19 protein-coding genes are annotated in these 16,609 nt (G+C 63.0%); 3 read left to right on the top strand and 16 right to left on the bottom strand.

Translation table 11 applies throughout. The features are described 5' to 3' along the window. Positions 1–21 precede the first annotated feature (21 nt). Positions 22–1,503 (bottom strand): monocarboxylate uptake permease MctP, encoded by a 1,482-nt coding sequence (gene mctP, locus P3T43_RS27805; protein ID WP_429284217.1) that lies wholly within the window; start codon positions 1,501–1,503, stop codon positions 22–24. Next, positions 1,500–1,697, bottom strand: coding sequence for a DUF3311 domain-containing protein (locus tag P3T43_RS27800; RefSeq protein WP_429284216.1), 198 nt, complete (start codon positions 1,695–1,697; stop codon positions 1,500–1,502). The genes mctP and P3T43_RS27800 overlap by 4 nt, the downstream gene beginning before the upstream one ends. A 312-nt stretch (positions 1,698–2,009) precedes the next feature. On the opposite strand from P3T43_RS27800, the gene P3T43_RS27795 reads away from it, so the two are divergent. Genes P3T43_RS27795 through P3T43_RS27785 form a run of 3 tightly spaced genes read left to right on the top strand, consistent with a single transcriptional unit; the run spans position 2,010 to position 4,446 of the window. Continuing rightward, positions 2,010–3,410 carry a cache domain-containing protein gene (locus tag P3T43_RS27795; protein ID WP_429284215.1) on the top strand — a complete coding sequence of 467 codons (1,401 nt, stop codon included), beginning with the start codon at positions 2,010–2,012 and terminating at the stop codon, positions 3,408–3,410. An 11-nt stretch (positions 3,411–3,421) separates the two neighbouring features. Further along, positions 3,422–4,066, top strand: coding sequence for a response regulator (locus P3T43_RS27790; protein ID WP_429284214.1), 645 nt, complete (start codon positions 3,422–3,424; stop codon positions 4,064–4,066). A 44-nt stretch (positions 4,067–4,110) separates the two neighbouring features. Continuing rightward, on the top strand, positions 4,111–4,446 hold the full coding sequence (locus P3T43_RS27785; protein WP_429284213.1) for a YbjQ family protein: 336 nt from the start codon (positions 4,111–4,113) through the stop codon (positions 4,444–4,446). 127 nt (positions 4,447–4,573) lie between these two features. On the opposite strand, the gene P3T43_RS27780 is transcribed toward P3T43_RS27785, so the two are convergent. From P3T43_RS27780 to P3T43_RS27715, 14 genes are all read right to left on the bottom strand, one after another. After that, positions 4,574–5,911, bottom strand: coding sequence for a pilus assembly protein TadG-related protein (locus P3T43_RS27780; RefSeq protein ID WP_429284212.1), 1,338 nt, complete (start codon positions 5,909–5,911; stop codon positions 4,574–4,576). Positions 5,912–5,946: 35 nt separating this feature from the next. Continuing rightward, positions 5,947–6,465, bottom strand: a complete 519-nt coding sequence (locus tag P3T43_RS27775) for a TadE/TadG family type IV pilus assembly protein (protein WP_429284211.1) — start codon at positions 6,463–6,465, stop codon at positions 5,947–5,949. Beyond that, on the bottom strand, positions 6,462–6,914 hold the full coding sequence (locus P3T43_RS27770) for a TadE/TadG family type IV pilus assembly protein (protein WP_429284210.1): 453 nt from the start codon (positions 6,912–6,914) through the stop codon (positions 6,462–6,464). The genes P3T43_RS27775 and P3T43_RS27770 overlap by 4 nt, the downstream gene beginning before the upstream one ends. Before the next feature lie 56 nt (positions 6,915–6,970). Further along, positions 6,971–7,942 carry a type II secretion system F family protein gene (locus P3T43_RS27765; protein WP_429284209.1) on the bottom strand — a complete coding sequence of 324 codons (972 nt, stop codon included), beginning with the start codon at positions 7,940–7,942 and terminating at the stop codon, positions 6,971–6,973. A 48-nt stretch (positions 7,943–7,990) separates the two neighbouring features. Beyond that, entirely contained in the window at positions 7,991–8,968 is a 978-nt protein-coding gene (locus tag P3T43_RS27760; RefSeq protein WP_429284208.1) for a type II secretion system F family protein, read from the bottom strand. 49 nt (positions 8,969–9,017) lie between these two features. Next, a complete protein-coding gene (locus P3T43_RS27755; RefSeq protein WP_429284207.1) occupies positions 9,018–10,385 on the bottom strand; it encodes a CpaF family protein in 1,368 nt (455 codons plus the stop codon). A gap of 19 nt (positions 10,386–10,404) precedes the next feature. Then, entirely contained in the window at positions 10,405–11,613 is a 1,209-nt protein-coding gene (locus tag P3T43_RS27750; protein WP_429284206.1) for an AAA family ATPase, read from the bottom strand. Between the two features lie 26 nt (positions 11,614–11,639). Then, a complete protein-coding gene (locus tag P3T43_RS27745) occupies positions 11,640–11,951 on the bottom strand; it encodes a hypothetical protein (protein WP_429284205.1) in 312 nt (103 codons plus the stop codon). 21 nt (positions 11,952–11,972) lie between these two features. After that, the gene (locus tag P3T43_RS27740; protein ID WP_429284204.1) at positions 11,973–13,712 is read right to left on the bottom strand and encodes a type II and III secretion system protein family protein; all 1,740 of its coding nucleotides are present in this window, start codon (positions 13,710–13,712) and stop codon (positions 11,973–11,975) included. A gap of 78 nt (positions 13,713–13,790) precedes the next feature. After that, complete coding sequence (gene cpaB / locus P3T43_RS27735) at positions 13,791–14,630, bottom strand: Flp pilus assembly protein CpaB (protein WP_429284203.1); 840 nt, start codon at positions 14,628–14,630, stop codon at positions 13,791–13,793. 145 nt (positions 14,631–14,775) lie between these two features. Further along, positions 14,776–15,315: an A24 family peptidase gene (locus P3T43_RS27730; protein ID WP_429284202.1), complete on the bottom strand. Its 540-nt coding sequence runs from the start codon at positions 15,313–15,315 to the stop codon at positions 14,776–14,778. Between the two features lie 31 nt (positions 15,316–15,346). After that, positions 15,347–15,538, bottom strand: a complete 192-nt coding sequence (locus P3T43_RS27725) for a Flp family type IVb pilin (RefSeq protein ID WP_429284296.1) — start codon at positions 15,536–15,538, stop codon at positions 15,347–15,349. Between the two features lie 135 nt (positions 15,539–15,673). Then, the gene (locus P3T43_RS27720) at positions 15,674–15,844 is read right to left on the bottom strand and encodes a Flp family type IVb pilin (protein WP_429284201.1); all 171 of its coding nucleotides are present in this window, start codon (positions 15,842–15,844) and stop codon (positions 15,674–15,676) included. Positions 15,845–15,937: 93 nt separating this feature from the next. Beyond that, positions 15,938–16,177: a hypothetical protein gene (locus P3T43_RS27715; RefSeq protein WP_429284200.1), complete on the bottom strand. Its 240-nt coding sequence runs from the start codon at positions 16,175–16,177 to the stop codon at positions 15,938–15,940. Positions 16,178–16,609 lie beyond the last annotated feature (432 nt).

The raw sequence follows: 16,609 nt of genomic DNA, 5'->3' as shown, positions 1-16,609 counted from the left end.
CACGGCGCGCATCATGGCGTCTTAAGCGCTCACGGTTGCGCGTTTCGGCGTCACCACCGACACGGCGAACGTCACCACGATATTCGCTGCCAGCGCAATCAGGCCGATATACAGCGGATACGTCGCATCGCCCAGATGCAGCGCGAACACCGGCTTCAGGCCCTGGGAAATCGCGAGCGAGGTGCCCAGCACGATCCCCACCAGCCAGCCGAGGAACAGGCCCGAGGTATTCAGGCGGCGCGTATACAGCGAGAACACGATGGCCGGGAAGATCTGCAGGATCCACACGCCGCCGAGCAGTTGCAGATCGATTGCATACTGCGTGGGCAGGAACACGATGAACAGCAGCGCGCCGAACTTCACCACCAGCGAGACGATCTTGGCCGTCGAGGCTTCTTGTGCCGCGCCCATGTTCGGGGCCACGATCGGACGCCACAGATTACGCGTGAACAGATTGGCCGCGCCAATCGACATGATGGCCGCCGGCACCAGCGCGCTGATCGCAATCGCCGCCGCCGCAAAGCCGACGAACCATGACGGGAACAGCGTACCGAACAGCGCCGGCACCACGTCCGAAGCCGATTTCACATGCACGCCCGCGGCAATCGCCATATAACCGAGCAAGGCGATCAGGCCGAGCAGCAGCGTGTAGGCGGGCAGGAAAATCGCGTTCTTGCGCACCGTCGCCGCGGATGAGGACGACAGCACGGCCGTCATCGTATGCGGATACATGAACGCCGCCAGCGCCGAGCCGAGCGCGAGCGAGGCGTAGGCCGTGAACTGCGTGGGCTTCAGGATGATGCCGGTTGCGCCGCCTTTCGCCTTGAAGAAGTGATCGGCCGCATCGAACACCTGACCGTAGCCGCCGAGTTTCGACGGAATCAGCCACACTGCCGCGATCACGACGATGTAGATCATGATGTCCTTGACGAAGGCGATCATCGCCGGCGCCCGCAGGCCGCTGGTGTACGTGTAGAGCGCGAGGATCACGAAGGCGATGATCAGCGGCAGTTCGCCGTCGACGCCAAGGCCTTTGATCACCACCTGCATACCCACCAGCTGCAGCGCGATATACGGCATCGTCGCGACGATACCGGTCAGCGCCACGGCGGCCGGGAACCACTTGCCGCCGTATTCGCCGTGCACATAGTCTGCCGCCGTGATGTGGTTCTTCGCATGGGCGATCTTCCACAGCTTCGGCATCACCGCGAAGACGAACGGATACACGATGATCGTATAGGGCAGCGCGAAGAAGCCATACGCGCCCACCGAATACACCAGCGCGGGCACGGCGATCACGGTGTAGGCGGTGTAGAAATCGCCGCCTACGAGGAACCATGAAATGACCACGCCGAATTGCCGGCCGCCCAGGCCCCATTCATGCAACTGCGTGAGGTCGCCTGCTTTCCAGCGCGCGGCGAAGAAGCCCACCACCGTGACCAGCAGGAAGAAGAAAATGAAGACGGCCATCGCCACCGGGTTGACTGGAATCGATCCGCTCATTTGAGACCCCTGTACACGACGTAGATCAACAGCGACGTGAGCGGCACCCACAGGAACTGATACCAGTAGAAGAACGGAAACCCGGCGAACGAAGGATGCGTGTCGTTATAGAACGGCAGCCACAACAGCGCGATATAAGGAAGCAGCAAGAGCAGCCATAGCCAGGAGCGGCCGGCCCGATGAGTGGTCTCCACGAATTTCTCCTTAGGTGGTGTGCTGAAACTGGATGTGTCGACGGATGGCGGACGCAGGGCGAGCGGGTAATGGACACCGCAGGCGTGACGCGGGCCGCAGCCTGAATGGATTGTTCATGACGTCTCCTGCTTATTTATATGAATATACGGTCGTGCCGGATGCCGCGCAACGCACGTCGCGGCGCGGCGGCGACCGGATACGGGTCGCGCCTTGGGCGTGTAGTATTCGCTTTCGTCTCCACCCTTACAAGCGCACAACTACGTAAGCATGCTACGTGAAACTACGTAGCCGATGCGTCGGTCCCTTCATCGATGAAACTCAAAGCGAAGATCTTCCTGCTCGCGATCGTGCCGTTTCTGGCGGCAATTGCCGGCATCGAAATCGGCGTACGCCAGGAGGCGACGGCGCTCGCGGGCACGCAGCACGCGACGATGCAGGCAGCGTATCTGGCGAGCAAGGAGATCGAACTCAAGCACTACGTCGAACTGGCGACGAGCGCCATCGAGCCGCTCTACGACGCTTCCCGCGACAACGCAAGAGACGACGCGATGCTACGCGAACGTGCCCTCGCCGCGCTGGAAAAAATGGATTTTGGCGCCGACGGCTATTTTTTCGTCTACGACATGCATGGCCGCTCGCTGATGCATCCGCGCGAGCCGGATCTGGTCGGCCGCGATCTGTGGACGATGCGAGACCCGCAAGGTGCGCTGGTGATCCAGCAACTGATCGCCGCGGCATCGCACGGTGGCGGCTATGTGCGTTATGTGTGGCATCGTCCGTCGACCGGCAAGCTCGCGCCGAAGCTCGGTTATGTCGTGCCGCTCGAACGCTGGGGCTGGCTGGTCGGCACCGGAATCTATCTGGACGACGTCGATACGACGCTGGCGCAGATCGATCAGCGCGCGTCGGCCAACATCGAGCGCACGATGATGTGGATCGATGCGATTGCGTTGACCGGACTCGGCGTGATCGCGCTGTGCGCGCTGGTGCTGAACGTCAGCGAATCGCGCAGTGCCGACCTGAAATTAAAGCGCCTCGCGCAGCAGGTGGTGGAGTCGCAGGAGAAGGAGCGCGCGCGGCTGTCGCGCGAACTGCACGATGGCATCAGTCAGATGATGGTGTCGGTGAAACTGCTGCTCGAGTCGGCCTTGATGCGCTTCGAGCGCAGCGAGGCGCGCCTTCCCGCGGCGGAGGCTGCGTTGTCGACGAGCCTCGCGCGTCTGTCCGACACGCTGCGCGAAGTGCGGCGCATCTCGCATGCGCTGCGTCCCGCCATGCTCGACGACCTGGGGCTCGCGGCCGCGTTGCAGCAACTGACGCGCGAATTGAGCGAGCAGGCCGGCATCGAAATTGGTTTTACGCAGGTCGCCCATAGCCATGCCGCTACGTTGCCCGATGCCGTCAATACGGTTGTGTTCCGGATCGCGCAGGAAGCGCTGACGAATATCGTGCGGCATGCGCAGGCCTCGCGCGCGTCGCTTTCGCTCGAGGTATCGGCGCATGCCGTTACGTTGTCGATCGCCGATAACGGCCGCGGTTTCGACGTAGAACGGGCGCTTACCGATCCGCTGGTCGGAATAGGCCTGCGCAACATGCGCGAGCGCGTCGATTCGTTGGGCGGCAGCTTGTCGCTCACCTCGCAGCCAGGGCATACGAATGTGACCGCGCATGTGCCGGTCGGCGTGCGGTCGTCCGTTACGGAAACTCTGTAGGAAAACTGAACATGAGCGATGTCCCATCCTCGATGGCCCGTCTGATTCTGGTCGACGATCATCCGTTGGTGCGCGACGGCTTGCGCGCCCGGCTCGAAGCGGTGCCGAACCTCGAGGTGGTCGGTGAAGCGGGCGACGCGGATCAGGCACTGGCGCTCGCCGCCGAACAAAATCCGGATCTTGCGTTGATGGATGTCGGGATGAGTGGCATGAATGGCATCGCGCTCGCCGGGGTGTTTCATGAACGGTTTCCGGCGATCCGGGTGCTGATGCTGTCGATGCACGACAACATCGAGTATCTGACCCAGGCGGTGCGGGCCGGAGCGAGTGGCTATGTACTGAAGGACTCGCCCGCGACGGAAATTGTCCAGGCGATCGGCGCGGTACTCGACGGCGGCACGTTTTTCAGCGCCGGGCTCGGCGCGAGGATGATTCAGGCCTCCGCCATGCGAGCGCCGGTTGAACAACTGACGCCACGCGAGCGGGATATTCTCGATGCGCTTGCGGAAGGGCTGTCCAGCAAGCAGATCGCGCAGCGTAATGGCCTGTCCGTGCGAACCGTGGAGACGCACCGGCTCAATATGAAACGTAAGCTCGATATCGAAGGCCAGGCGGAACTGATCAAGTTCGCGGTCGAGAATCGGCGCAAGCGTTAAAAGCGGCCCGGAAGCACCGGCCATCCAACTTGAGAGAGCACGTAATGATAGAACGTCACATGGTGTCGACCGCATTCGAGATTACCGGGTACACGGTGGAGCAGTCGCTGGGGATCGCGCGCGGGATCATTGTCCGCTCGCGTTCGGTGGTGGGCTCGATCGGCGCGTCGCTGCAGACGATCTTCGGCGGCAATATCTCGCTCTATACCGCCCTGTGCGAGCGCGCGCGAGAAGACGCGTATGAGCGGATGGTGGCGCAGGCAGCCGGGTTCGGCGCCAACGGCATTGTGGGGATGCGCTACGACGCCACCGAAATTGCGCCAGGCGTGACAGAAGTGCTGTGCTACGGGACGGCGGTTTATGTGAGCGCGCGTGGCTGAAAAATATCCGTGGATGCCGCAGCGACTGACGGGTCGCAGCGGCGGTCCACAACTGGAAAGCGTGCCTGGACGATCCTCACATGCTGTAGCAAGCCTCGCCACGCGCGGCCCGGCATCACGCCCGCATTCAGGCCGCACTCCCAGGGATCAGGCGGGGCTTGGTCAGCGTGTACGTAATCTGTTTGAAGATCGAGTTGAGGCTGGCGGTGCCTCCCGCAGCATTCGAGCAGGTGTCCGAAAAGAAGTAGGCTGAACCGGTTGCGATCGACGCCATGGTGGCACACGGAGAAAGACTGTCCGAACCGTCACTGCATGTCGCAGATGCCGACTCGCCGCCGATGTAGGCCACGGTGTAGACGAGGGTTCCCGCATTCTTGGCGGCGGCCGAATCGTTGATCGCCGTCTGGCATTCCTGGTTGTAGGTACTGCTGAAGGTACTGCCCAACTGTTTGGTGCTCGAACTGGCGTCGCCGTCGCTCAGCAGCACGATGACATTCTGCCCCGGGGGGCTCTGCGAGGCGGACAGGGTGCTCAAGGCGCTTTGCGCCTGGGTGATCGCGTCGCCGTAGAAGGTGCCGAGACCGCCGTTCGCGGCAAGGCCGCTGCAACTGCCGCCGCCCAGTGCCTGTACCAGGCCAGAGCTGGTATTGGCCGCGCCGCTGCTGGTCAGATAGCCCGAAGCCGGCGACGATATCTGGTAAGCGCCCAGCGTCGAGCTGGCGCCCGAGGGGATCGCCGAATAACTTCCGGCTGTACCGGGCTGCGTCTTCGAGCAGGAGAAATTGTAGGTGGACGTCATGGGCGGGAAAACCATCAGGCCGACATTGTCCCCAGCATTGGTCAGGCCTGTGAGCAGTTGCAGCGCGCCGGCTTTTGCACACGTTTCACGGGTCTGGGCGACACCTTTGGCGTTCTTGCAGTTGCTGTCCGTCGAATTCATCGAGGCAGTCGTGTCGAGAATGATCATCACGTTGTACTGGGCCGCCTGCGTGCCGCCGCCGGCACCCGCCTTGGAGGTCGCCGAGACCGTCGCCGATTTGATGCCGATCGCCCGGGCGAAGAACGTCGGTACGCTCGCCTGCTGCGTCACCTGAATCCCGTTGTAGCCCGAGACCGCCTGCGCATAGGGCAGTGTCACGCTCGCCAGCTTGAGCCCCTGAATCGACGTGCTGGTGACGGTGACACTGCCGGGGAGCGTATTGCTGGTGCTGGTGGTCTGTCCGGCGGCATAGCTTTGTGCGTCGCTCGATGCGGTGGCCCAGCTCTGAGTCCAAAGATCCGTCGCGCCCGCCAGCGCGGCAGCGTCGGTTGCGGCCTGCAGGCGGCGCTGGCTGAACATCAGATAGCCGACATCCACGGCAATGGCCGTGAACGCCAGCAGCGCGATCAGGGACAGGGCGACGACGACGGAGACGGAGCCCCGCTGTGCGGCGCGCGCGCGGCGCCGTGCAAGAATGTTGTTCATGATGCTCCTCCGGCCGGGCGGATGGCGGGTTGTATTCATTGCACACGCTCTATCATCGTGGCACTCAACGAGGTGGGCATGCCCACGAGCCCCGCCAGCTTGCCCTTGAAAAGCGGGGAAAACGAGCTGTAGGTGACGGTGACCGTGGTCGGCGCGTTCGCGGCACTGGCCAGGTCGGTCGCGCAATCCGTGTCGCTCGTGCATTGAGTGCCGTTGACGTAGGTGGTGAGCGTGAGTGTGCCTGTCAGGTAAGCCGCGGACGTCGCGACCTGCGCCTGCGTGGCGGTATAAGGCGTGGCGGAGCCGCGTTGCCCTGCAAAGTAGCGCGCGCCCGACGAGGCGGCGTTCGCCACCATCACGTAGTTCCCCAGCAGCCAGCCGAATTGCGCGATGCCGAGCACGATGACGAGCAGCGGCGGCGCGAGCAGCGCGAATTCGACGGCGGCGATGCCGCGTTGGCGCCGCCGCGATGTGGCTTGGCGTGAGCGGCCCAGCCCAGCCACTGCCAGGCTGGACAGATTCCATTTCCTGAGGCGCACGGTGCGGGTGTTCATTGCACGAGCTCCGACATGGTTGCGCTCAGTGACGAAGGCATCATCGACTTGAGGCTGTATAAGGCACCCTTGTACGGTGGCGTGAACGTGTAGCTGAGCGACACGCTCGCTTGCGTTCCCGTAGCGGGTGGCTGGGTCTGGGTTCCGAGGGCGGTGGCGCAGGCGGAATCGCTCGTGCAGGTGGTGCCGCCTACCTTCACGGTGATCGCCAGGGTGTTCTTCAGCGTCGAGGTCGCCGCAAGCACGGCAGCCTGGGTATCGCTATACGGGCTGCTATAGCCGCGCTCCGAGGCGAGCAAATGCGTACCTACCGAAGCGGCGTTCGTCAGCATCAGGTAGTTGTTGATCAACCAGCCGAACTGGACCGCGCCGAACAGCACGAGGAACAGGACCGGCAAGACGAGCGCGAACTCGACCAATGCAGCGCCGCTTTGACGTTCGCGTTTCATGGTTCCTCCGTGTCTCTTCGTGTTGGCTGATCAGGTATGCGAATGATTCTGGCGCGTCAGGAGCCGGCCATACCGGGCAACAGGGTCCGATAGATATGAATGAAGGCCGGCCCGAGCAGCACCACCAGCAGAGCGGGAAAGATGCAGAAGATGAGCGGCAACAGCAGCTTCAGTCCGATCTTCGCGGCCTGTTCTTCGGCGCGCATGCGGCGACGCGTGCGCAGCGTATCGGACAGCACCCGCAGCGATGCGCCGATACTGGTGCCGAAGCGTTCAGACTGGATCAGCAGCGTGCAGAAGGAATCGATATCGTCCACGCCGGTGCGTAGCGCGAAGTTGCGCAGCGCCTTGTCCTTGGTAAAACCCGAGCGCATTTCGAGCAGCATCAGATCGAGTTCGCTTGCCACCACCGGGCTGCTGATGCGGATTTCATTGGACACCTTCATCAGCGCGGCGTCGAGGCTCAGGCCGGCTTCGACGCAGACCGTGAGCAGGTCGACCGCGTCGGGGAAATCTTCGAACAGCTTGCGTTTGCGCCACGCAATCCGGCGTGCCAGCACGAGGGTCGGCAGGTAGTAACCCACGCTTCCCAGCACAAACAGCACGGTCGAAAATTCGTAGGTGTCTTGCCCAATCGGCGTGTGAATCAGCCCCAGCATGGCCGAAAGCGGCAAGAAGATCACGAGGGCGGTTTTGGCTGCAAAAAAGATGGGTGCGGCACCTGGCGATCTCCATCCTGCGTTCATCAATCGCACGCGTAGCGACGAGCGTTCCCAGCCGTCCTTGGGAATTGCGAGCCTGGAAATGGGCCGGGAGATATCCGCGAGTTTTGCGAGCCAGTCGCTACCCAACGTCTCGTCATTTCCGGGTGTGGCGCCTGCGGGCGACGAATTGACGCCGCCTGCCTGCTCGATCCGTTGACGCATGTCGCGCGGCGCAAAGGCATGCATCGCAAAGAACGCCGCGCCGCACACGACGGCGAACACACCGAACAGCATCAGCATGTGCATCGAATCTGGCGTTTCCATAATGTCCCCGCTATTGATGATAAGTACAGCGATACAAAGAGTGTGTCTCTAGATGCGCATCTTGACGATGCGGCGCATCCAGATCAGACCGAACAACATCGAGCCGAACACGGTGTAGAGCAGTTTCAACCCGGCGGGGTCTTGCCACAGCACGTCGAGGAAGCCCGGGTTGATGAGCGCCATAAGGGCCGCGGTGCCGAACGGCAGCACGCCCAGAATCCATGCCGACATCTTGCCTTCCGCCGACAGCACGCGAACCTTGTCGAACAGCTTGAAGCGTTCGCGAATCAGGGCGGTGATGCCGTCGAGCAGTTCAGCGAGATTGCCGCCGGTTTCGCGCTGCACCAGCACGGCAATCACCAGGTATCGCAAATCGCGAATCGGTACGCGGGTGGCGAGATTCAGCAACGCGTCGTTCAGGGCAATGCCGTAGTTGATTTCATCGAAGGTAATGCGGAATTCGCTGCTCATGGGCTCTGCGAACTCCGTGCCGACCATGCCGATCGCGCCGGTAAACGCATGCCCGGAGCGCAACGCGCGGGCCAGCATGTCGGTTACATCGGGGAACTGACGGTCGAGCTTGCGCAGCCTTCTGCCACGCCGGTAGCGCACATAGAGCAGCGGCAGCACGACGCTCACCAACGCGGCGGTAAGCGCGAACACGAGCGGTACACCCGCAAACAGCAAAATCGCGCAGGCGAGCGGTGGCAAGGTGGCGCAGGTGCCGAGCAGGCGTCCAACCGTCCACGATACGCCGGACTGTTGCAGCAGAAGATCGATGGCGTGCACGCGCGGCAGGTACATCAAGCCCTTGTCGAACAGCGACGACTCGCTCAGCAGACGCTTCTTCAGGATGGTGAGGCGCTCGCCGTCGAGCTGCCCGCCTGCCGATACGGCGCGGATACGCGATTCGATCCGCCGGGCTGCGGGCCCGTGACGGCTGCTCCACCACTCGTACACGCCTTCGATCGACAGCACGATGGCGGCGAACAGCAGGACGATGGATGCATAGAAAATCGGGGCCATGCCAGTCTCCAGACATCAAGGGTGCGGGCGCACAGGTTGCCCGCGCGGTTCAGGCGGTTTCGAATTGCCGTTGCGGGTCGTAAATGCGCTCCGGGAGGACCACGCCGAACGCGTGCAAGCGCTCGGAGAATTTCGGCCGCACCCCGGTGGCGCAGAAATGCCCCTGCACATTGCCCTTCGAATCGACACCGGAGCGCCGGAATGTAAAGATCTCCTGCATATTGATCATGTCGCCTTCCATACCGGTCAGCTCAGTAATGCTCACGATCTTGCGGCGGCCGTCGGTTAGCCGGGTGGCTTGCACCACCACCGAAATCGCCGAGGCGATCTGCTGGCGCATGGTCTTGGTCGGCAACGACAGGCCGCCCATGCTGATCATGTTTTCGAGGCGCGTGAGCGCGTCCCGCGGCGTGTTCGCGTGGATCGTGGCGAGCGAGCCTTCGTGACCGGTATTCATGGCGTTGAGCATGTCGAGGGCTTCGTCGCCGCGAACTTCGCCGAGAATGATCCGGTCGGGCCGCATACGCAGGGCATTGCGCACGAGCGTGCGTTGCGTGATTTCGCCGCGGCCTTCGATGTTCGGCGGCCGTGTTTCGAGGCGCAGCACATGCTCCTGGCGTAACTGCAGTTCCGCGGCATCTTCGATCGTGACGATGCGCTCATCGGCAGGAATGAAACCGGACAGGATGTTCAGCAGCGTGGTCTTGCCGCTGCCGGTGCCGCCGGAAACCAGAATATTGACTTTGGCACGTGCCAGCCCGTCGAGCACTTCGGCCATTGGCGGAGTCAGCGTCTTCAGTTCGATCAGGTCGGACACCTGCAGTGGCGTGACGGCGAAACGCCGGATCGACAGTAGCGGCCCATCCACCGCGGATGGCGGGATGATCGCGTTGACCCGCGAGCCGTCGGGCAGGCGCGCGTCGACCATCGGGCACGATTCGTCGATGCGCCGTCCGACCCGCGAGACGATCTTCTCGATCACCTTCATCAGGTGGGCATCGTCGTAAAACGTCACGTCGGTCTGCTCGAGGCGACCGCGGCGTTCGACGTAGGTGTGACGATACGTGTTGACCAGAATGTCGGAGATGGTCGGGTCGCGCAGCAGAATTTCGAGGGGACCGAAGCCGAACATTTCGTCATGCACATCAACCACGAGCTGCTTGCGTTCGAGATCGTTGGCGGGCGCCTTCTGGTCGTCGAGGATACGGCCAATCAACGCGGCGATCTCCTGGCGCACCTGGTCGGCCGGCAAGCGCGAAAGACGTTCCAGTTCGACGCGCTCCAGCACCGCCAGATGGATCTCGCGTTTCAACTTCTGGTAGGCAGCCCGCATCATGCTGCCTTGAGCGCCACTGATCTCGGAGCGCTCGATGAACGGTTGGACACGCTGGGCGGTGATCTGCTCACGAAGCGACATGATGATTCCCCTGTTAGTCCTATTGCATTCCAAGCTTCGGCGCCGGATGACGGCCGAGCATTCGCGCGATCAGAGAAGCACGCTTCGGCCGCTCGGATCCGGCGGTCGTCGTGCGGCCGGCGATGTTTTCCGCGAGCGTCTGCAAGCTGCGCGAGACGCCGCTTTTGTGACCGGTCTGCGAGATCGGCACGCCCTGGTTGATCGCTTCGGACACGGCCGCGACGTCGTCTGGTATTACCTGATACGGACGCATGCCAAGCACCTGCTCCAGCGCAGCGCGGGCCCGCTCCTCGTGTCGCGTATAGCGGTTCAGGAGCAGACGGGTGCGGTCGGCCGCATAGCCGAGCGAGCCGAGAATCTCCTGCAGGCGGCGTCCGGCGCGCACGTGCGGCATGGTGGCCTGCAGCACGATGTGAATCTGATCGCTGCGGTCGAGCGCCAGCATCGAAATCGGATTGATGGTCTGGCCGAGGTCGAAGATCACGAAGTCGTAGCGGGGCGCGACGACGCCCAGAATCCATTCGAGCCGGTCTTCCTTGATCTCGGCGGCCTTCACCGGATCGCCCGCGCCGGCGAGGATATGAAACGTGTTGCTGACTTGCAGCACGCTGGCGTCGAAGAACGCCACGTCCATCCGGTCGATATGCGAACACAGTTGCGGCAGCGTCGAAGGTGGCGTCTCGCCTGTCACGAGGAACGCGGCGTCGGCGAACAGCTGGTTGAGGTCGACCATCAGCACGCGCTTTTGCCGCGCACGGGCGATCGTCTCGGCGACATTCGCGGCGATGAAACTGGTGCCCACACCGCCCTTGCAGGACATGAACGAGACGATCTCGGTGGTGTGCGTGCCGGTCTTCAAACGGTGAGTTTCGAGGCGCGCGAGCGCATCGCCGAGTGCGCGACGTTCCAGCGGCCAGTTGAGCACGTCGCGGAATCCGGCGCGCATCGCGGCGATCAGGGTTTCAGGCAACGCATCAGGCGTGAGCAAAATGCACGAAAGGTGCTTGTGCTTCTGACACAACTGCGCGACCACGGGCAACTCGGCGTCGTGGATCGAGGTCGCATCCATGATCAGCACGTCGAAGGCGTCGAGCGTGTCGCCGCGCTCAACCAGCAGCGAAGGACTGTCGGCGGCGCGAGTGGTGCGGTAGTCGCCGCATTCGCCAAGCACGTGCACGACCTGGGACAGGTGCGCCGCGTCTTTCGAGGTGATGAGGATGTCGATCATGATCGTCTGCGCCACGCTGTCTGGGGTTATTGACCGCTGCTGCCGCTACTGCCGCTGCTTACGCCGATTGCAAACGGACTGGCGGTAGTGATGGGTTGTGCAAACGACTTGTCGTACTGGTTCATCGCGGAAGCAGCCGATTTTCCGTCGATACCGTCGACCGACGCGCTGTGTTCGGCTGCGTGCGGATCGATGATCTGGGCCTGGGTGGCGGCCTTTTCGGCCTCGCCGAAGTGAGCGTCCCAGATCGGCGTACTGGTCATGCAGCCGCTGAGCGCGGCGAACGCCGGCACGATAAGCGCGGCCCGCGCAGCAACGAGGATGGTGGCGAGTTTCATGGAATTCCCCTTTACGTCACATCAGTGAGCAAGCGCGGCGTTGCTGCTGCCCGCGTTGGCAAGGTCCTGCGGCACCGTCGGCACGGGCAGCGGCGCGGCACTCGTGTTGACCGGTGCGCGTGGCGCCGGGGCGACAGGCGTCACGTTGGCGGGAGTCGTCGCGGGCGTTGGCACCGGTGCGCCGCCAGCCGCGGGTGCGCCGTCCGGGTGCGCTGCTGCGCGGCCTTCCATATTGCCGGTCGCATAGATATCGACATCTTTGGGCTGCGTGAAGCTGTCGGTCGGCAACGGCACGTTCGCGGTACGCTGCGGTCTCACGAGATGCGGCGTGATGATGAATACCAGTTCGGTGCGGTCCTGCTGAAACGACGTACTGCGAAACAACGCGCCAAGCACAGGCACTTCGCCGATACCGGGCAGTGCCTTCAGCGCGCCGCTGATGTTGTTGCTGATCAGCCCGCCAATCGCGAAGGTCTCGCCGTCGCTCATCTGCACGGTGGTCGACGCGCGGCGTGTGGTGATGAGCGGCAGGATCGACGCGCCGCTCACATTGGTGGCGGAGAGTGTCACGCCGGTAGGCGAGAGTTCCGACACTTCAGGCGCGACCCGCAGGTTGATGCGGCCGTTGCCGAGGACCGTCGGCGTGAATTTGAGGCCGACACCGAAGTCCTCCTGTTGCAGCACGATCGACGTCGCGCCAGTGCTGCTGCTCTGCGGCACGGGGATGAACACTTCGCCGCCGGCGAGGAAGGTGGCTTCCTGACCACTGATGGTCACGAGATTCGGTTCCGCGAGAATCTTCACGAGGTTGTCGGTCTTCTGCGCATCCACCGCCACCTGGAACGGCAGCTTGTTGTTCTTGCTCACCGCAAGGCCGCTCGACACACCTGCGAGCAGGCTGCTCACGAGCGCGCCGGTCCACGATCCGAAGCCGCCCTGAATGTTGAGCGCGGAGCCCAACTGGTTGATCAGCGTCTTGTCCACTTCGGCGACTTTCACTTCGAGCATCACCTGCTGCGGCGAATCGACCGAGAGCATATTGAGCACGCCGCCGGACTTGCCCGTGCCGACGGTGGCACCTGTGCCGTCTGCGCCTGTGTGGTTGCTGTAGACGGTGGCAATTTCCACCGCTTGCTGCGCGGCCTGCGCGCTCGACACATGGCCTGACAGCACGAGATTGTCCGCTGCGGTGGAGACGCGAATACCGTGCTCCTCCGGCATCAGTTGCGTGAGCGAGGCTTGCAGGCCGCCCGAGTCCACATTGACGACCACGTCGATGATCTGGCATGCGCCGCTGCGTCCCTGCACGATCATATTGGTCGTGCCGACCGATTCGCCGAGCACGTAGAGCGTTTGCGGCGAAACCATGGTGGCCTGGGCCACCGCGGGATTGCCGAGAGTGCGATTGCGCACGGGTTCGTCGACAGGCACCAGCGCGGATTTGCCGACCGACACGAACACCGTGTTTTCGCCACGAATCGAGCCGGTACAGTTGGGTCCGTGCAAGGGCGCGGTTGCCGTGGCCGCGCCTGCGGCGCTGGCGGGAACGGGTGCCATGCTGATGGTCATTTGCATCGGCTGGCGGGGCGTCGGCATCGGGGCGGTCGCGCTGGCCTTGGCAGGTGCATTGTTATCCGGGGACCCGGCGGCTGCGGCCTGTCCGAGCAACAGTCCCGTGCTCAGCCACGCAACGCATACCGCGCGGCTGGCTCGCGTGCGTCGCGGCATCTGGCCGGACGGGAAATCTGGTTTCGTATTCATTTTGTCGTGCCCCCGATGCTAGATTCTGTAGATCTCAGTCGTTGTCTGGTGTAGACGTCTGGTGTGCCTGCACGCCCGTTAAAAGCATTCCTGACTGCCGCTCACGCCGGAGAGCACGCCGATGCAGTCACGTTTGACCGGCGCGCGGCTGACATACTTCACGCGGGTCGGTTGCGGCGCCGCGACAGGAGCGGAAGCCACGACGGGAGCGGAAGCGCCGAGCAGGGTCAGCTTGGTTGCGCCAGCCGTTGCGAGCGTGTCGGCGTCGACCTGGTTTCGCAGTACCAGCGAAAGGGTGCCCACGCTACGGGCCAGATCCAGTTTCTCGGCCTGGTCGGGCGTGACTTCGAGCGTCACGGCGTTGACGACCTTGGGTGCCGTGTCGTCGCGATTGACCTGTTGGGCAACCGCCAGCACGAGGATCTTTTCCAGGACCGTCTTCGAAATGCTTTGCTGCGTGTCGGTCTTGCTGGGCTGTTCCTGCTGGGTGTTGACGATCACGTCGACATAATTGCCTGGCAGTGCGAAGCCGGCCACGCCGACCACGTCGTTCACGCGCACCGTAATGGCCCGATGCCCTTCACCGATAACCGCGGACAGACCGCCTTTCGTGCCGACCGGCGCGAGCTTCGACTCGAGCACCGGCTCGCCGCGCTGCAGACTGGCGCGCAGCACGCGGCCGTCGAGCGCCTTGGGATCGGTGAAGGCGCCGGGCGGGATGCTGTTGGTCGGCCAGCTGACGGTGTGGATCATGGTGCCGCTGATCGGCTCGCCGAGATTGAGGTCGTCGTTTGCCACGGCCACCTGGGTCACCGCGCCCGATGAGGTCTGCACCAGCCAGCGGGAAGCGAACACCACGGCGGCCAATCCCGCCAGCATGGCGACCGCCAGCATGATGAATGCGCGACTGTTCTTCATGACATGACTCCTCGTAAAGCGGATGAAACTCGACGGTCGTCCGGCGTCGTAGCGCCTGTGTGACGTCCGGCTAGCGTGACGGTTGTGGTGACAACGATGGCGGCGAAAAAACGGCCAGCAACGCTGCCTTCTGAGTACGACTTGTTCATGCGATGGTCGCGTACAACACGCCCAAGGTGCCTGCCGCAATCGCCACACCGTAGGGCAGGGAGCCGACCGATTCGAGCGGTGCCGCGTCGACTGCGGATCCCCGGCTTCGTCGTGGCGGGCTTGCCATCAGGTAGTGCAGATTGGCGAACAGATGACCGACCCGCCTGCGCCGGGCAACCACCGCCAGCGACCAGATACCGCCAATGACGAACGTGGCGAGTGCGATCTGGAGGGTCATCAACGCCCCCACCCAGGCGCCGACCATCATCAGCAACTTGACGTCTCCTGCGGCCATGCCGCGCAACAGGTAGAACGGCAACAGGAGCGCAAAGCCCGTGAGGGCGCCTGCGAGCCAGGTGACGCTGCCCGCCAGCGGGCCACGTGACCAGACTTGCACCAGCAGGGCGGCGACGAGTCCCCCCAGGATGATGAGGTTGGGGATGCGGCGGCTCACGATATCCGTGCTCGCCGTGACGATGACCAGCAGCGCGACACATGCCGGGATCGGGTAAGGGAGAAGCGGAAAGGGGTGCATCGTGAGCCTCGTCAATGGATCAGGTTCGGATTCAGACTGACGCCGCAACGTCGCTGAATAACGTATTCAGATTGGTACCGAGCGTGCGGACGGTACCGATAATCACCATGGCGATCAGCGTGGCGATCAACGCATATTCGATGGAGGTGATGCCGTCTTCATCGTGGATCAACGCTCGCACGGTTATGCTGGCGTGGAGCCGACGAATGGGCGCGACCGGCATCGACTGGACGATTCGGAAAACGAAGCAAGCTGTGTTCACGATTGACTCCTGGTCGGTGGGCCGGCGCGGACCCCAAACAGTGGAAACAGGCGGGACGGACGACGCGAGGCGTGAGGTCGTCCGCCGCCGGCAGGCTCAAACCGAAGCGGCGATGTCGCTGAACACCGTGTTCAGGTTGGTGCCGAGCGTCTTTACCGAACCGATGATGACGATGGCGATCAGCGCTGCGATCAGGCCGTACTCGATGGCGGTGACGCCGTCTTCGTCGCGGAGGAAACGCTTTGCGTGGGCGATGATGTTTTGCATGACAATCTCCTGAAGGACTACTACATATATAACCCCGTACCGGAATTGGCATGGGGAAGGCACTGCTGGTACAGCGAAAGAATCTGGGTCGGCTCAGCTTATGCGGTGGCTTGGATCCGTATCGTCGGATGCGGACAACGCCTCGCAGGCAGCCTGGCTATCAGGATGAGTGGTGGTGCGCGCATCGCGATAGCCGGGCCACGTGGGCAACGAAGCAAACGCATGGCTAGCGGCTTGCTCGCCGTGGTGCTTCGAGGTGGCTGCGACAGGCTTCCAGTTCAACGGCTCGCGTTGCAGGCGGTGGGTCTTCCGCGTGAATGCATCGTTGGTCATTTTGCTTCCCCGTGGTCGGTTGCTTAGGTATGACATCAGAGGTGGTCAGATCCCCTGTCTGCGGAGCGCGGTCTGTTTCTGGACTGGACCTGTTCGACTGCCGCGCTCCTTCCTGAGCAAGCAGTGGGCCAGCTCGCGGGAAGCCTTGAAACTTCGGGGCCCAGCCGCGGCCAAGGGCCTGCGGTGCGAAGTTCGTGCCGTGTGTGTCGCAACTTTGAGACGAATCAAGCCGGTGAGCAAAAGCCTGTGCGTCGAGGAAGTGCCCGTGCCGTCTGAATTGCGGCTTTTTTCTAGGGATTTTCCATGAGTTCGTCAGGACGAAAATTTCGCGAAAAAAGGCGGGATTTCAAATGGGCCGCCTGGACGAGGTGTCTCACGTTTGATTCAGATCGTAGACCGCGAGCCCGCGAAAAGAGGGATTTCACCTGCGCA

Origin of the sequence: Paraburkholderia sp. GAS41 (assembly GCF_050436545.1) — a bacterium.
In the GTDB taxonomy this organism is placed as follows: Bacteria; Pseudomonadota; Gammaproteobacteria; order Burkholderiales; family Burkholderiaceae; genus Paraburkholderia.
The sequence above is the reverse complement of the archived record's forward strand: the minus strand, read 5'-3'. Positions and strand labels throughout refer to the sequence as shown.

Bases quoted from the DNA above. Each gene is read 5' to 3' on its own strand.
- P3T43_RS27770 (WP_429284210.1), bottom strand. From the start codon at position 6,914: ATGAAACGCGAACGTCAAAGCGGCGCTGCATTGGTCGAGTTCGCGCTC.
- P3T43_RS27725 (WP_429284296.1), bottom strand. From the start codon at position 15,538: ATGCCGGTCGCGCCCATTCGTCGGCTCCACGCCAGCATAACCGTGCGA.
- P3T43_RS27740 (WP_429284204.1), bottom strand. From the start codon at position 13,712: ATGAATACGAAACCAGATTTCCCGTCCGGCCAGATGCCGCGACGCACG.
- cpaB (WP_429284203.1), bottom strand. From the start codon at position 14,630: ATGAAGAACAGTCGCGCATTCATCATGCTGGCGGTCGCCATGCTGGCG.
- P3T43_RS27720 (WP_429284201.1), bottom strand. From the start codon at position 15,844: ATGCAAAACATCATCGCCCACGCAAAGCGTTTCCTCCGCGACGAAGAC.
- P3T43_RS27775 (WP_429284211.1), bottom strand. From the start codon at position 6,465: ATGAACACCCGCACCGTGCGCCTCAGGAAATGGAATCTGTCCAGCCTG.
- P3T43_RS27715 (WP_429284200.1), bottom strand. From the start codon at position 16,177: ATGACCAACGATGCATTCACGCGGAAGACCCACCGCCTGCAACGCGAG.
- P3T43_RS27790 (WP_429284214.1), top strand. From the start codon at position 3,422: ATGAGCGATGTCCCATCCTCGATGGCCCGTCTGATTCTGGTCGACGAT.
- P3T43_RS27785 (WP_429284213.1), top strand. From the start codon at position 4,111: ATGATAGAACGTCACATGGTGTCGACCGCATTCGAGATTACCGGGTAC.
- P3T43_RS27755 (WP_429284207.1), bottom strand. From the start codon at position 10,385: ATGTCGCTTCGTGAGCAGATCACCGCCCAGCGTGTCCAACCGTTCATC.
- mctP (WP_429284217.1), bottom strand. From the start codon at position 1,503: ATGAGCGGATCGATTCCAGTCAACCCGGTGGCGATGGCCGTCTTCATT.
- P3T43_RS27730 (WP_429284202.1), bottom strand. From the start codon at position 15,315: ATGCACCCCTTTCCGCTTCTCCCTTACCCGATCCCGGCATGTGTCGCG.
- P3T43_RS27760 (WP_429284208.1), bottom strand. From the start codon at position 8,968: ATGGCCCCGATTTTCTATGCATCCATCGTCCTGCTGTTCGCCGCCATC.
- P3T43_RS27795 (WP_429284215.1), top strand. From the start codon at position 2,010: ATGAAACTCAAAGCGAAGATCTTCCTGCTCGCGATCGTGCCGTTTCTG.
- P3T43_RS27750 (WP_429284206.1), bottom strand. From the start codon at position 11,613: ATGATCGACATCCTCATCACCTCGAAAGACGCGGCGCACCTGTCCCAG.
- P3T43_RS27745 (WP_429284205.1), bottom strand. From the start codon at position 11,951: ATGAAACTCGCCACCATCCTCGTTGCTGCGCGGGCCGCGCTTATCGTG.
- P3T43_RS27780 (WP_429284212.1), bottom strand. From the start codon at position 5,911: ATGAACAACATTCTTGCACGGCGCCGCGCGCGCGCCGCACAGCGGGGC.
- P3T43_RS27765 (WP_429284209.1), bottom strand. From the start codon at position 7,942: ATGGAAACGCCAGATTCGATGCACATGCTGATGCTGTTCGGTGTGTTC.